Consider the following 13,445-nt stretch of genomic DNA (forward strand, 5'->3'; position numbering starts at 1 on the left):
GTGTTGCAGTCAGCTGTTCATGGATTCGGGCCGAGCGCCGGGCCGCTCCCAAGCCGGCCCGTCTGGCGCTGCGGGCTGGTTGATCCGGCCAGCAGCGTCGTCCCCCCGGGGGACCGGCCAGGAGGGCCCGCGTTCAGCGAGGCCAGCCTGGGCGAGGGGCTGGCCATCCCTGCCGCCATCGTCGCTGGTGTCGTCCAGGCTGAGACGGAAGCGCTTGACGTCTTCTTCGGCGCAGCGCTCGGCATGGCCCAGGAAGAAGTTGCGCACGAAGGGGTGGGGCAGGCGCGCGACCTCGGCCAGCGGCCCGCAGGCCAGGATGCGCTGCTCGGCCAGCACGGCCACACGGTCGGCCACGGCGAACAGCGTGTCCACGTCATGCGTCACCATGACGACGGTCAGCCCGAGCTCCTGGCGCAGCCGGCGCAGCAGCTTGACGAACTGCTTGGCGCTGTCCGGGTCCAGCCCGGCGGTGGGCTCGTCCAGGAACAGCAGCTGCGGGTCCAGTATCAGTGCCCGGGCCAGCGAGGCGCGCTTGACCATGCCGCCCGACAGCTCGGATGGCGCCTTGTGCGCGTCCTGCGGCCGCAGGCCGACCTGGGCCAGCTTGAGCATCACTAGCGGCCGCACCATGTCGGGCGGCACGCTCTTGAGCTCGCGCAGCGGCAGCGCGATGTTGTCGAACACGCTGAGCGCCGAGAAAAGCGCGCCATGCTGGAACAGCACGCCCCAGCGGTGGCGCACACGCTCCAGGTCCTGCGCGGCACAGCGGCCCAGCGGGTGGCCGAAGATGCGGATGCTGCCCGCCTGCGGCACCTCCAGCCCCAGCAGCAGGCGCAGCAGCGTGGTCTTGCCCGAGCCCGATCCGCCGATCAGCGCCAGCACCTCGCCGCGGTGCACTGTGAGGTTGAGGTGGCGGTGGATGACGTGGCCGGCAAAGGCCGTCGTCAGGTTGTCGACCTCGATGACGGTGTCGGTACTCACAGGCCCACGTCCGAGAAGAGCACCGCGAAGATCGCGTCCACGACGATGACCATCGTGATCGCCGTCACCACCGACTGCGTGACGCTCTGCCCCAGGCTCTCGGTGTTGGGCTTCACGCGCAGGCCGAAGTGGCAGGCCAGCAACGCGATCAGCCCGCCGAACAGCACCGACTTGAGCCAGCCCAGCCACAGGTTCACGGGCTCCACCACGCCGGGCAGCGTATGCAGGAACTGCGCCGGGTCCAGCCGCAGTTGCGCACTCGCTGCCGCCACGCCGCCCAGCAACATCAGGGCGCTCGTCCACAGCGCCACCAGCGGCAGCGACAGTGCCAGCGCCATCACCTTGGGCGCCACCAGGCGCACCGTGTGCGAGATGCCCATCACCGACAACGCATCCAGCTCTTGTGTGACACGCATGACGCCGATCTGCGCCGTCATGGCCGAGCCCGAGCGGCCCGCCACGATGATGGCCGCCAGCAGCGGCCCCAGCTCGCGTAGCACGGCCAGGCCGAGGATGTTGACGACGAAGATGTCGGCGCCATAGGTCTTGAGCTGGCGCGAGATCAGGTAGGACAGCGTGAGGCCGACGAGGAAGCCCACCAGCGCCGTGATGGGCAGGGCCTGCGCGCCGGTGCGGTAGATATTGGCCGAGATTTCCCGCCAGCCGATGCGCGAGGGATGGCGCAGCAGCTGGCCAGCATCCAGCAGCAGCCGGCCCACCAGCGCGAGCAGGTCGACGGCATGGGCCGAGAGCGCCCGCAGCCCCGGCAGCGCGTTGCGCAGGCCCGGGCGCTGGCGCTGCGGCGGCGCGGCCAGCGCCTCGGGCTGCATGAACTGCGCGAACAGCGTCACATGCTCGGGCTGCCACAGCAGCCGGGCCGGCGGCTTGCCGCCCCAGCCCTGCCACAGGGTCAGTGCCCCGGCCGTATCTAGCCGGCGCAGGGCGCGCAAGTCCCACAGCACAGGGCCGTCGCTGTCGCTCGCCGCATGGGCGATGCGTTGGCGGAACTCCGTGTGCCGGCCGCGCAACGCCATCAGTGTCCAGTCACCGCGAACCTGCCATTCGCGGGTGCCGGCGGGCAGCAGCTGCGGCTCGGCGTCCATGGCACCCGCCGGCCCGTCGACGGACGGGTCGGGTCGTTCCAGCGGAGCGACGTCGTGCATGACCGCAACGATAGCGCGTCGCGCGCTCAGTGCGGCGGTGGGGTCAGGTGTTGCAGGGCCTGTGCCACCGCCACTGCGGCGGGCCGGTGGTCGACTTCGGTGGCGAGGCAGTTGGCCGCCCAGGCTGACAGCGTGTCGCGAACGGCGCCGTCCTCGCCGCAGCAGGCTGCCAGTTCCTCCAGCAGGCAGCCCAGTGCGCGCACGTCCAGTGCCTTCAGCCGCTGAGCCTGGCCGGGCGGCACGCTGGCCAGGAAGGATGCCGCGCCGAAGTCGCCGAGCCGGCCCTCGCCCGTGCCGTCATGCAGCATGTTGTGGGCGTAGAAGTCGCCATGTGTCAGCCCGCGGGCATGCAGGTGCGCCAGCGCGTCGGCCATGCCGGCAGCCAGCCGCAGTGCGGCCGTCGGTGTGAAACGCAGCGCGGGGTCGTAGACATCCCGCGTGCAGGACGCCAGGCTGGGCGGCGCGGCCAGCGTGCGGAAGGCCGGCGGGATGAGCGGCATCAGCAGGCCTTCTGCGCCCTGCGGGTGCTCGCCCAGGCGAGCCAGCGCCGGGATGAGCTGTGGGTGCGCGCCGGCCTGCAGGCAGGCCGCCAGCTCGCTGGCGGGCAGGCCATCGCTGGTGACCGCGCCCTTGAACACCTTGAGCGCCACGGCCTGGCCGTCTGGCTGTAGTGCGCGGTGAATGTGGCCCGATGCTCCCTCGCCCAGCAGGGCCTGCAGCTGCAGCACGGGCCAGCGCACCCGTGGCAGGGCCGCGTCATCGCGGGCCTGCTGCTCGGCGGCGGCGCTGAAGGGGTTGCCGCCATGTGCCAGCCAGGCCAGGCGAGGCAGCGTGAGCAGCGCGTCGGGCAGGGACTCCAGCCGGTTGGCGGAGATGCGCAGCAACTCCAACTGCGCGCAGGCCGCGAGGCTGGTGGGCAGCCGGGTCAGTCGGTTGCCGGCCAGCATCAGCTTCTGCAGCCGCGGCCGCTGGCCCAGCGCCTCGGGCAGCGCGGCGATGCGGTTGTCGGTCAACGTCAGCCAGCGCAGTCGCGCGGGCAGCGCGGCGGCCGACACCTCGGTGATCTGGTTGGCCTTGAAGCCCACCATCTCCAGCTGCTCGCAGCGGCCTAGCGCCTCGGGCAGGCGCGTGAAGCGGTTGTCCGAGCAGAACAGCACGCGCAGCCGGTGCAGGCGGTGCAGGTCGGCCGGCAGGTCCTGCAGCGCATTGCCGGAGAGGTCCAGCACCTCCAGCGAGTCCGCCAGCGAGAAAACCTCGCGGGGCAGTTCGCGCAGGCCGGCGCGCAGGGTCAGCCGTTGCGCGCCGGCCAGGGCGCCGGCCCGCAGCTGTTCAAGGGAGTCCATGGCATCTCGGCGCAGGCCCTGCCCACGTCCGTCAAAAAGTCGTGCACTCTAGCCGTTGCGTCAGGGGCGCCGCCTTGGCGAGGTGCGAAGCCCAGTAGCATCCATGCATAGCTCGGAGGTGCCCCGTGAAACTGAACGAACTTCTCGCGACCGATGCCTGGATTCCCTCGTTGCCCGAAGCGGTGCAACAGATCCTCGTCGAGCTGCAGCGCGACGAGCCCGACCTGCGCCGCATCAACCAACTGCTGTCCGGCGAGGTCGGCCTGACGGTGCGCATCCTGCGCTTGGTCAACTCGGCCCGCTACAGCGGTGGTGGCGGCATCGCCACCGTCGAGGCGGCGACGGCGCTGCTGGGTCTGCGGGCCACGGGTCAGTTGGTGCAGGCCGCTGCCGTGGGCGGCGCTTTCAAGGGCGTGCCGGGTGTGGACATGACCGAGTTCTGGCGCCACAGCCTGGATGTGGCCAAGATCGCGCAATCCCTGGCCGCTGAGTTCCGGCTGGACACCGGCGCAGCGTTCACGGCCGGGCTGCTGCACGGCGTGGGCGACCTGATCATGCGCATGGCCATGCCCGACCGAACCAGCCTGCAGCCGGCCTTCCCGGCCGACGACGGCCGCTACGAGGCGCAGCTGGCGGATCTGGGCTATGCCTATGCGGAGGTGGGCGCCGCGTTCGCGGCCTCGTGGCATTTTCCGGCTGACATCGTCGAGGCGATCCGCCACCAGTGCGACCCGACTGCCGGCCAGGACGTCACCTTCGCCAGCCTGCTGTACCTGTCGAGCTGGAGCGCCCGTGCGCACGAGCTGGACATCGACGGCGACGCGATGCTGGACAGCTTTCCGCACGAGGCCGCCCAGGCCGTGGGGCTGACGGACCCGCAGCGGCTTTGCGACGGCCAAGTCATCGCCTGGACGCCTGCTGACGAGGCCCGTGATTTCCTGTGACGGCGCCCGGGCGCTACTGCGCCGGGTAGCGCCCCAGCGCGCCGGCATCGACGATGCGGATCTCGCGCTTGTCGATCTCGATCAGGCCGGCCGCCTCGAGCTCGTGCAGCACGCGCGAGAAGTATTCGGGCGTGAGTGACAGGCGTGAGGCCACGGTGGCCTTGCTGACGGGCAGCGACACCGTTGGTGCGCTGTCGTCGTGGGCGATGTCGCGCAGCAGATAGCCCACCACTCGCTGCACGCCGGACTGCAGCGCCTGGGCCTGCACGTCATGCACCAGCCCGTGCAGGCGGCGCGACAGGCCGGCCAGCATGCGCAGCGCGAAGCGGCTGTCAGCTTCCATTTCCGCGAGCACGGCATGGCGCGGCACCACCAGCAGGGCCGTGTCGGTCAGCGCCTGCGCGTTCACCACGCAGGGCGCGCCGAGGAACATCAGTGCCTCGGCAAAGCTCATGCCGGGACCGATGATCTCGATGACCTTCTCGTTGCCGTTGGGCGCGATGACGAATAGGCGCACCTGTCCGCTGATCGTCAGGAAGAAGGCCTCACAGGCGCTGCCGACGTGAAAGACGAACTCGCTGCGCTCCAGGCGGCGTACCTGCACGGCACTGGCCAGTCGTTCCAGTCCCGCCGGCCCCACGTCCTGGAACAGGGGCATGCGGGCAAGCAGGCGTTGCAGGTCGTACTGGCGGGTGTCGAGCATGGCCGCATTGTTCGGGCCGCCGGTCTGCGCCGGTTTGACTCAGCTCAACGCAGCAGCTGAGCGTGCAGGTGCAGCAGCCGCTGGGGCAGCTCGGTCGGGCGGCGTACCCAGGCGTGGGCGTGGGTGCCGAACAGCGGCGCCAGCTGGGCGGGTGGCTCGCTGTCTATGGACAGCAGAAAAGGAGTGAGTCCGACGGCCCGCGCCTCGCGCAGCGCTTCCCGGGTGTCTTCCAGGCCCAGCCGGCCGTCGTAGCCGTCCAGGTCGTGCGGCTTGCCGTCGCTGAGCAGCAGCAGCAGGCGCTGGCGCTCGGGGCGTTGCTGCAGCACGCGGGTGGCGGCGCGCAGCGCGGCGCCGGTGCGCGTGTAATAGCCGGGCTGCAGCGCACCGAGGCGGTCGTGCACCCGGCTGTCCCAGCGGTCGTCGAAGGACTTGATCTCGTGCAGGCGCAGCAGGCGCCGTACCGAGCTGAAGCCCAGCAGCGCGAACGGGTCGCCGCTGCCCTGCAGCGCCTCGCCGAAGACGTAGAGGCTGTCCCGGATCACGTCGATCACGCGCTGGTGGTCGTTGGCGTGGGCATCGGTGCTCATGGACAGGTCGGCCAGCAGCAGCGTGGCCAGCTCGCGCTGTTGCCGGCGCAGGCGCTGGTAGACGGCGCCACGGGCCTGGGCGGGCGGCTCGGCCCGCTCGTGCACCCAGGCGTCCAGGTCCAGGGCCTCGCCGTCCTGGCGGCCGCGCTGCCAGCGCAATGCGGCCTGCTGGATGGCCAGGCGGCGACGCAGCTGGGCGGCCAGCGCCCTCAGCGCGGGCGGCACGGGCCAGGCAGCGGGGGCGCGGGGGGCGAGGCGCTGCAGGCTGACCCGGCGGGATTGCAGGCACTGGCGGCGTGGGTCCCATTCGGGCAGGGCCTCGGGCGGGCCGAGCGGGATGTCGTCGTAGGCGCCGGCCGGCAGGTCGAGATCGAAGCGCAAGCGGCTGCCCGAGCCGCCGCGCTGCAGCGTGAGCGTGTCCAGGCTGTCGGCGGCGGCCTGGGCGTCGGCCGGTTCCGGCGTGTCGTCATGGGCGCGGTCCAGTGGCAGCGGGTCGGCGAAGGTCTTGAGCCATTCCGTCTTGGCGGCCAGCAGCAGCGGGTGGCGGGAGGCTGTCTGCGGCGGCGGCGTTCGGGCGCGACGTCGCCCGGCGATCGGCGTGGCAGCCTGGCTGGCACCGGTCCCGGGTTCGGCATCGTCCAGCGGCAGGGGCGGGCTGGCCACCGGCTGCAGCCAGCACCACAGCGGCGCGACGTGGTGCAGCGCGGGCTCGGCGCCGGGCAGCGGGGCGTCGAGGTCCAGCCAGGCGCGCAGCAGTTGCTCGTCGGGGCCTTGCGCCGGGCCGCGCTGCTCCAGCTCGGCGGCCAGCAACTGGCGCCAGGGCCGTTGCAGGCCGGGAAACTGCCGCAGCGCGCGCTGGGTCGCGGCTCGTTGCGCGGCGCAGTAGCCCGCCTCGTTGCCGAGGTGGGCGGCCAGCACGGGCCACCAGCGGTAGAGCGCCATGTTGAGCTGCGGGTCGGCATGCAGCGCCAGGCGCGCCGGCAGGGCCAGCACGTCGGTGTCGATCTGCGGCAGCGGCAGGCGCAGGCCGCTGCCGGCCAGCCGCTGCAGCCAGCTGCGCGGCACTGGGCCGGCGGCGGGCATGGGCTGCGCAAGCGCCAGGCGCTGGCGCCCGCCAGCGGCACGCAACAGCAGCGTGAGTGCGCGCTGCTGGGCCGCGAAGTGCTGGGCCGCCTGCGCATGGCCGCTGTCGGCGCGGCCGGTGATGAAGCGATGCCAGTGCTCGCCTATCCATGCTTCCATCATGTCCTCCGGTGTTGGCGCAGGGTTTCGCGCACGGCGGCTATGCCGATCTGCCACTGCAGGCTGGGCGGGCTGCCGCGTGCGCCATGGGAGTCGCTGCAGGCTTGCAGGCACTGGCCGCACTGAACGCAGCTGAACATCAGGCGCTTGATCTGGCGCGGGCGCAGGCGCATGGGGCAGGCGGCCTCGCAGGCGTCGACCTGTGGTATGCAGCCCTTGCACGAGGCCGCGCGCTCGCGGGCGAAGCTGATCACCAGCGCCTTCGGGTTGGCCATCCAGGCCAGGCTCTGAAAGAAGCCGACTGCACAGCCGAAGCGGCAGAAGAGGTGGCGCGCTAGCAGCAGCTCCGCGCTGAATAGGCCCCAGGCGATGAACACGAAGCGCGCCTGGTTGGGCGTAAGGCTGGCGCTGGCCAGGTTGGCCCAGATCTCGCGTGGCGGCAGCAGGTAGGTCAGCAGCGTGACGGCCCACAGCAGGCCGAAGCCCAGCACGGCAGCCAGGAAAAGCGCCGTCCAGCGGCGGCTGCGCTGCGGGCCTGAGCGCGCCTCCCACAGGCTGCGCCGGCCGGTGGCGCGCCACAGGGCTTCGTTGAGCAGTTCGACGAGGCTGAAGTGCGGGCACAGCCAGCCGCAGTACAGCCGGCCCCAGCGCCACGCGACGAACAGGAAGCCGGCGATCAGCAGCAGCGCCGGCAGGATGGCCTTGAGCAGGATGCTCAGCGTCACGCCGGTGCTGTCCAGCGTGCCGGCTCGGAAGGCGGCGATGCCCAGCGTCCAGCGCTGGCCCAGTACCCACAGCTGGGCCTCGTGCAGGTCCAAGCGCAGTATGTTCAGCGCCGGGGCCAGCAGGAAGAAGGCGAAAAAGGCCGCCTGCAGCGCGCGGCGGCGGCGCTGCCGCGCGGTGTGGGTCAGCGTGGACGGGGCGACGTCAATCGTCGAGCACCGCATGCAGCAGCTCCTGCAGCGCGGCGAGGGTCTGGGCGTCGTCGCTCAGGGCTTCCATGACGGCCACCTGGGCTGCGCGCTGCAGGCTCAGGCCCTGGCCGGTCAGGCGTGCGGCCATCACGAGCAGACGGGTGCTGGCGGTTTCCTCCAGGTCCTGCTCGGTGAGGCGGCGCAGCGCCTGGGCCAGATGCACGAGCCGGGCCGCCACTGCGGGCGTGCAGCCGCCTTCGCTCTGCACGATGCGGGCTTCGAGCTCGGGGGAGGGGCAGCCCAGCGTCAGGGCGACGAAGCGCTGCCGCGTGCTGGGCTTGAGGCCCTTGAGCAGGTGCTGGTAGCCGGGGTTGTAGGACAGCACCAGCATGAAGCCCGGTGCGGCGGGCAGCAGCTCGCCGTGCCGTTCCAGCGGCAGCACGCGGCGGTCGTCGGCCAGCGGGTGCAGCACGACGGTGATGTCCTTGCGGGCCTCGACCACCTCGTCCAGGTAGAAGATGGCGCCCGCGCGCACGGCGCGCGCCAGCGGGCCGTCGACCCAGCGCGTGTCGCCGCCCTGGATGAGGTGGCGGCCGGTCAGGTCAGCGGCGCCAAGGTCATCATGGCCGCTGACCGTGATCAGCGGCCGGCCCAGCCGGGCGGCCATGTGCTCGACCAGCCGGGTTTTGCCGCAGCCGGTCGGCCCCTTCAGCAGCAGCGGCAGCTGCGCCGCATGGGCCTGGGCGAACAGCGTGCATTCATCCGCCTGGGGTAGGTAGTGGGGCAGGGTGGGCGCTGCGGTCGGGCTTGCGAGCGCTTGCAGGACGGGACGGGGTGACAAGGAAAACTCCGGTAGCGGATGAGCGCAAGGCTAGGCGCGCGGTGGGCGGCCGTCCTTGAAGTGCATCAAGGACGGCGCGTCGGGTCAGGCGCTCGCGCCGGCAGTCGATGGCCCGGCCTGCGTCGTGTCCGTCACGAAGAAGCTCGTCAGGTAGGTCAGCAGTCCGGCCAGGAAGCCCAGCCCGCCGCCCACGCGCAGCCAGTAGAAGATGCGCAGCTGGTCTTGCGTGGCCATGAAGCCCATCGCGCTGCCGTCCGTGGGGATGCGCTGCAGCCAGATCTGCAGGATGCCCGCGCCGGTGAGCGCCAGCACCATCACGCCCATGCCGATGGTCATCAGCCAGAAACTCCACATCTCCATGCTCTGCGCCCGCTGCGGCGCGGCGGCGCGGCCCTTCATCAGCGGCCAGGCGTAGCTGATCATCGCGATGACGACGAGCACGTAGGCGCCGTAGAAAGCCAGGTGGCCGTGCGCGGCGGTGATCTGGCTGCCATGGGTGTAGTAGTTGACTGGGCTCAGCGTGTGGATGAAGCCCCACAGGCCAGCACCCAGGAAGCCCATCACCGCGCAGCCCACGGTCCACAGCACGGCGGCCTGGTTGGGATGCTCGCGCTTGCGGCGCTGCACCATGCTGAACGCGAACAGCGTCATCATGAAGAAGGGAATGGGCTCCAGCGCGCTAAACACCGAACCTATCCATTGCCAGTAGCCGGGCAGACCGATGAAGTAGAAGTGGTGGCCCGTTCCCAGGATGCCGGTGATCAGCGCGAACGTGATGATCAGGTACAGCCACTTGTCGATCACCTCGCGGTCCACGCCGGTGGTCTTGATCAGCAGGTAGGCCAGCAGGCTGCCCAGGATGAGCTCCCACACACCCTCCACCCACAGGTGCACGACGAACCACCAGTACATCTTGTCGCGCACCAGGTTGCTCGGGTTCACGAAGCTGAACAGGAACAACAGCGCCAGGCCCCACAGGCCCATCAGCAGCACCAGTGTGATGGCGGTCTTGCGGCCCTTGAGCACTGTCATGCTGATGTTGAACAGGAATCCCAGGGCCACGGCGACGATGCCCAGCTTGGTGGGCAGGGGTTGCTCCAGGAACTCGCGCCCCATGGTGGCCAGCACGTCGTTGCCGGTGGCCGCTGCGAGCGTGGCGTAGGGCACCAGCAGGTAGCCGAGTATGGTCAGTGCACCGGCGATGAGGAAGATCCAGAACAGCGCCACGGCCAGCTTCTCGCTGTGCAGCGGCACCTGCGCTTCCTCGGGGACGAGGAAGTAGGCGCTGCCCATGAAGCCCATCAGCAGCCACACGATAAGCAGGTTGGTGTGCACCATGCGGGCGATGTTGAACGGGATGTGCGGGAAGAACAGGTCGCCCGCCAGGTACTGCAGGCCGAGCAGCACGCCGAAGACGATCTGGCCGAGGAACAGCAGCAGCGCGCCGGCGAAGTAGAGCCGCGCCACGCGCTGGCTGGGTTGGGCAAGGAGTGCGGTCTGCATGATCAACCTTCCACGTTGGGGGGCCAGTTCTCGGTGTCGACGCCGTTGGTCCACTTGAGGAACTCGACGAGGTCGTTGAGCTGCTGGTCGTTCAGGTGGAATTGCGGCATCTGCCGGCGGCCGGGGGCGCCGGTGGGCTGGGCCTGCATCCAGGCCTTGATGAAATCAGCCCCGCGCCGCTGGTAGACGTTGCCCAGCTCCGGGGCGAAGTAGGCCCCCTCGCCGAGCAGCGTGTGGCAGCCGATGCAGTTGCGCGTCTCCCAGATGTGCTTGCCGCGCACCACCGCTTCGGTGAGCGGTGCCTTGGCGGTGGAGCGCGATGGAATGCGCGATTCGGTGTGCAGGATGAGCGCGGCGAACAGCAGCACGAAGAAGGCCGTGCCGCCGTAGAAGATGTTGCGCGCTGCCTGGCTGGTGAAGCCGGAGGCCATGGGGTTCCCTCGGTCGTTGCGATGCCCGGGAGGCTAGTGACCGAGGGAGGGCGCGTCCTTGAAGCGGTTCAAGAATCGTGGCGAAGGGCAGGTGATCGCTGCCGCAGAAGGTCGGGAGGGCTCAGGCCTTCTTCACGAACTCCGACTTCAGGCCCATGGCGCCGACGCCGTCGATCTTGCAGTCGATGTCGTGGTCGCCATCGGCCAGGCGGATGTTCTTGACCTTGGTGCCGACCTTCACGACCAGCGAGGAGCCCTTGACCTTCAGGTCCTTGATGACGGTCACCGTGTCGCCGTCCTGCAGCACGTTGCCGACAGCGTCCTTGATGACGCGCGCCTCCTCTGCGGTCGCCTCAGCTGGCTGCTCCGACCATTCATGGCCGCACTCGGGGCAGATGAGCTGGGCGCCGTCCTCGTAGGTGTAGGCGGACTGGCATTTGGGGCAGGCGGGCAGGGTGCTCATTGGGTCTGGTCGGGATTCAGTGTGTCGAATGGAAGCGCGTCACATGCCGGACGCTTGCGAGTTCGCCGGGCTGGCGGGGCGACCGTGTTCTACCTCGAGGCTCAGCTGCGGACATCGGGCTTGCCGGGGCGGTGGCTGCGTAGCCGTGCAGGTGGCAACCCCTGGGCCAGCGCTCCGTGTGGCAACGGGTCAGCCGGCTTCAGGCCCCTTGGCGCCACCTGGACTGAAGTCGACGCCGTGTGCCGCCAGGTAGTCGCGGATCAGGCGGCGGACTACCTGCGATGGCGTGACGTCCTGCTGTGCGCAAAGCGTCTCGAAGGCCTTCTTCTTGTCCGGGTCGATGAGGACGGTCAGGCGTGCGGTTTTTTGCTCCATGGTGTGCCTTGTATGTTAACGGCATGATAATTGTGAGCAAATCAAATGCCAATAGAACTGGCCGCTTGTCGGGATTGGACCGGCCGCGGTGCGGCATCGCAGGCTTGGTGCGCTGGCGGCTGTCCACGCCGCCCTGCGCAGCCTGCCCCATCCCTGACCACTTCGCTGACCATGCCAGATACCGCCAATGCCGAGGACCACGTCAGGCCCTTCGTCTACGAGACGCTGACGACGAAGGCGCTTCACTTCTCCATCAGTGAGATCCAGAGCCGGATGCAGTCGCGCAGGCCGCTGGCGCTGGACCTGGACTACACCCGCACGATGATGGGGTTCCTGCTCTTCAACGACCGGCCGGACACCATCGGCATGATCGGTCTCGGCGGTGGTTCGCTGGCCAAGTTCTGCCGGGCCTACCTGCCGAAGGCGCGCATCGACGTCGTCGAGATCAACCCGCATGTCATCGCGCTGCGAGACGTGTTCCACGTGCCGCCGGATGATGGCCTCTTCGCGGTGCGCCGCGGCGACGGCGCGGACTTCGTGCGCTCGCCACCGCATCGCCTGGACGTGTTGATGGTCGACGGCTACGACCCCGACGGCATCCCGCCCGCCTTGTGCTCGCAAGCCTTCTACGACGACTGCCGCGACTCACTGCAGCCGGAAGGCCTGCTGGTCGTGAACCTGCACATGGGGCACTGCGACTACGCCCTGCACGTCGAGCGCATCCGCCGCGCATTCGACGGCCGCGTGCTCGTGCTGTGCGACCGGGATTGCGGCAACAGCATCGTCTTCGGCTGTGACGGCCGCCGGCTGCAGCGCGCCCAGACGTTGCAGCTTCGCCGGCCCCGTCACTTCGATGCGGCCGCCTGGGAAGAGTTGGCGCCCAGCCTCACTGAGGTCATGGTTGAACTGCGGAAGGCGGTATTTGATGGGGTTGGGCGCGGTTGACGCCTCCGCACGCGAGTGCGCTTCTATCAAAAGGGCGGAAGGCGTGCGCTGACAAGCGCGAAGCGCCAAGAAAAAGGCTCTTTGCGCATTGCTTCGTGACGGCGTCATACGCCGACGGCCATCGTGAGGAACGGCGCGGGTTTGCCGGGGGTCTGAGCCGACCGATCCAGAGCGCGGAACCAACCGAGGTAGCTGGCCAGGTAGGAGCTGGCCGTGATACGCATTGAAGTTCTATGTGCCAAGCGCCCTGCACGCGCGGACCCCTGGAGATATTCAAGGCATGGTGCTCGACGCCAAGTTGTCGGGCCGCAGCCGCCAGCACGGCGCCGCCATCGGTGCACAGCACCGCGTCCGTGGTCAGCACCCGGCCAGGGCCTCAGCCGTATGGGTCTTGTCCGAGCGCTCCAGTATGAAGTCCGCCGTGGCGCCTGAGCGGTCGCGCGCCACCAGCACCGGCTCCTGCTCTTCGGACAGCCCTCGCTTGGCGGCATTGCCACCACGATGGCGCGCTTTGCGAGCGCCCACCCGCTGGCCCTTGTGGGAGCGCAGGAAGTAGGTCTCGTCGGCCTCAATCACGCCTTGCAGCGCCTGGGCCTTGAGGTTCTGAGGGAGTTGCAGGAAGCGATGGCGCCAGCGGAAGGCCGTGCTCGGAGCGACGGCCAAGACGTCGGCCGCCTGGTGCACGCTCAGGCCCTGGCGCAGCACGTCGGCTTGGCGCTCCCACTTGTCCTTGTGGCGCAGCCGCGCCAGCGGTGTGGCCGTCAGCGTATTGAATGTCCTCGCGCAGCCTCGGCACTTGTAGCGCTGCAAACCGCTTGCGTGGCCGTTGCGCACGATGCATTCGCTGTGGCAGTGCGGGCATACCAGCTCACGCGCTTCTACCGCTTGCACCACCTGCGCTGTGTCGTCTGTAGCCCGCAGCGCCTTCATCAACGCCTGCTTCTGCAATGGCGTCAGCTTCGCCGCCTCTGCCAACAGTTTCTTGAGTTCTCGGGTGCGCATCACCGGCT

At 69.6% G+C, this 13,445-nt stretch carries 13 protein-coding genes and 1 pseudogene; 2 read left to right on the plus strand and 12 right to left on the minus strand.

All coding sequences use genetic code 11. The features are described from left to right. Positions 1 to 9 precede the first annotated feature (9 nt). Genes ACG0Z3_RS00535 through ACG0Z3_RS00545 form a run of 3 tightly spaced genes read right to left on the minus strand, consistent with a single transcriptional unit; the run spans position 10 to position 3,487 of the window. Positions 10 to 981 carry an ABC transporter ATP-binding protein gene (locus tag ACG0Z3_RS00535; RefSeq protein WP_394394447.1) on the minus strand — a complete coding sequence of 324 codons (972 nt, stop codon included), beginning with the start codon at positions 979 to 981 and terminating at the stop codon, positions 10 to 12. Then, positions 978 to 2,144, minus strand: coding sequence for an MlaE family ABC transporter permease (locus ACG0Z3_RS00540; protein WP_394394449.1), 1,167 nt, complete (start codon positions 2,142 to 2,144; stop codon positions 978 to 980). The genes ACG0Z3_RS00535 and ACG0Z3_RS00540 overlap by 4 nt, the downstream gene beginning before the upstream one ends. A 26-nt stretch (positions 2,145 to 2,170) precedes the next feature. Next, a complete protein-coding gene (locus ACG0Z3_RS00545; RefSeq protein ID WP_394394450.1) occupies positions 2,171 to 3,487 on the minus strand; it encodes a leucine-rich repeat-containing protein kinase family protein in 1,317 nt (438 codons plus the stop codon). Between the two features lie 125 nt (positions 3,488 to 3,612). Between ACG0Z3_RS00545 and ACG0Z3_RS00550 the strand changes: the two genes are divergently transcribed. Beyond that, complete coding sequence (locus ACG0Z3_RS00550; RefSeq protein ID WP_394394451.1) at positions 3,613 to 4,431, plus strand: HDOD domain-containing protein; 819 nt, start codon at positions 3,613 to 3,615, stop codon at positions 4,429 to 4,431. A gap of 13 nt (positions 4,432 to 4,444) precedes the next feature. Here ACG0Z3_RS00550 and ACG0Z3_RS00555 read toward each other — a convergent pair whose 3' ends face one another. The 8 genes from ACG0Z3_RS00555 to ACG0Z3_RS00590 all read right to left on the minus strand — a co-directional run bounded on the left by ACG0Z3_RS00555 (position 4,445) and on the right by ACG0Z3_RS00590 (position 11,490). Next, positions 4,445 to 5,134: a Crp/Fnr family transcriptional regulator gene (locus ACG0Z3_RS00555; RefSeq protein WP_394394452.1), complete on the minus strand. Its 690-nt coding sequence runs from the start codon at positions 5,132 to 5,134 to the stop codon at positions 4,445 to 4,447. 44 nt (positions 5,135 to 5,178) lie between these two features. Further along, positions 5,179 to 6,963: a nitric oxide reductase activation protein NorD gene (locus ACG0Z3_RS00560; protein WP_394394453.1), complete on the minus strand. Its 1,785-nt coding sequence runs from the start codon at positions 6,961 to 6,963 to the stop codon at positions 5,179 to 5,181. Next, entirely contained in the window at positions 6,963 to 7,910 is a 948-nt protein-coding gene (locus ACG0Z3_RS00565; protein ID WP_394394454.1) for a 4Fe-4S binding protein, read from the minus strand. The genes ACG0Z3_RS00560 and ACG0Z3_RS00565 overlap by 1 nt, the downstream gene beginning before the upstream one ends. Continuing rightward, the gene (locus ACG0Z3_RS00570) at positions 7,891 to 8,718 is read right to left on the minus strand and encodes a CbbQ/NirQ/NorQ/GpvN family protein (protein WP_394394455.1); all 828 of its coding nucleotides are present in this window, start codon (positions 8,716 to 8,718) and stop codon (positions 7,891 to 7,893) included. The genes ACG0Z3_RS00565 and ACG0Z3_RS00570 overlap by 20 nt, the downstream gene beginning before the upstream one ends. Before the next feature lie 84 nt (positions 8,719 to 8,802). Further along, positions 8,803 to 10,221: a cbb3-type cytochrome c oxidase subunit I gene (locus ACG0Z3_RS00575; protein WP_394394456.1), complete on the minus strand. Its 1,419-nt coding sequence runs from the start codon at positions 10,219 to 10,221 to the stop codon at positions 8,803 to 8,805. 2 nt (positions 10,222 to 10,223) lie between these two features. Next, positions 10,224 to 10,652, minus strand: a complete 429-nt coding sequence (locus tag ACG0Z3_RS00580) for a c-type cytochrome (RefSeq protein WP_394394457.1) — start codon at positions 10,650 to 10,652, stop codon at positions 10,224 to 10,226. Positions 10,653 to 10,773: 121 nt separating this feature from the next. Next, positions 10,774 to 11,115: a zinc ribbon domain-containing protein YjdM gene (locus tag ACG0Z3_RS00585; protein ID WP_394394459.1), complete on the minus strand. Its 342-nt coding sequence runs from the start codon at positions 11,113 to 11,115 to the stop codon at positions 10,774 to 10,776. A gap of 189 nt (positions 11,116 to 11,304) precedes the next feature. Next, on the minus strand, positions 11,305 to 11,490 hold the full coding sequence (locus ACG0Z3_RS00590) for a ribbon-helix-helix protein, CopG family (protein ID WP_394394460.1): 186 nt from the start codon (positions 11,488 to 11,490) through the stop codon (positions 11,305 to 11,307). Between the two features lie 171 nt (positions 11,491 to 11,661). Here ACG0Z3_RS00590 and ACG0Z3_RS00595 point away from each other — a divergent pair, with 171 nt between their 5' ends. After that, on the plus strand, positions 11,662 to 12,435 hold the full coding sequence (locus ACG0Z3_RS00595; RefSeq protein ID WP_394394461.1) for a spermine/spermidine synthase domain-containing protein: 774 nt from the start codon (positions 11,662 to 11,664) through the stop codon (positions 12,433 to 12,435). A gap of 104 nt (positions 12,436 to 12,539) precedes the next feature. On the opposite strand, the pseudogene ACG0Z3_RS00600 reads toward ACG0Z3_RS00595, so the two are convergent. Continuing rightward, positions 12,540 to 13,437: pseudogene (locus ACG0Z3_RS00600) on the minus strand (IS1595 family transposase). Positions 13,438 to 13,445: the final 8 nt, after the last annotated feature.

It is taken from the genome of Pelomonas margarita (genome assembly GCF_043555875.1).
Lineage (GTDB): Bacteria > Pseudomonadota > Gammaproteobacteria > Burkholderiales > Burkholderiaceae_C > Pelomonas > Pelomonas margarita.

Bases quoted from the DNA above. Each gene is read 5' to 3' on its own strand.
- ACG0Z3_RS00580 (WP_394394457.1), bottom strand. From the start codon at position 10,652: ATGGCCTCCGGCTTCACCAGCCAGGCAGCGCGCAACATCTTCTACGGC.
- ACG0Z3_RS00565 (WP_394394454.1), bottom strand. From the start codon at position 7,910: ATGCGGTGCTCGACGATTGACGTCGCCCCGTCCACGCTGACCCACACC.
- ACG0Z3_RS00585 (WP_394394459.1), bottom strand. From the start codon at position 11,115: ATGAGCACCCTGCCCGCCTGCCCCAAATGCCAGTCCGCCTACACCTAC.
- ACG0Z3_RS00560 (WP_394394453.1), bottom strand. From the start codon at position 6,963: ATGGAAGCATGGATAGGCGAGCACTGGCATCGCTTCATCACCGGCCGC.
- ACG0Z3_RS00555 (WP_394394452.1), bottom strand. From the start codon at position 5,134: ATGCTCGACACCCGCCAGTACGACCTGCAACGCCTGCTTGCCCGCATG.
- ACG0Z3_RS00595 (WP_394394461.1), top strand. From the start codon at position 11,662: ATGCCAGATACCGCCAATGCCGAGGACCACGTCAGGCCCTTCGTCTAC.
- ACG0Z3_RS00545 (WP_394394450.1), bottom strand. From the start codon at position 3,487: ATGGACTCCCTTGAACAGCTGCGGGCCGGCGCCCTGGCCGGCGCGCAA.
- ACG0Z3_RS00590 (WP_394394460.1), bottom strand. From the start codon at position 11,490: ATGGAGCAAAAAACCGCACGCCTGACCGTCCTCATCGACCCGGACAAG.
- ACG0Z3_RS00575 (WP_394394456.1), bottom strand. From the start codon at position 10,221: ATGCAGACCGCACTCCTTGCCCAACCCAGCCAGCGCGTGGCGCGGCTC.
- ACG0Z3_RS00540 (WP_394394449.1), bottom strand. From the start codon at position 2,144: ATGCACGACGTCGCTCCGCTGGAACGACCCGACCCGTCCGTCGACGGG.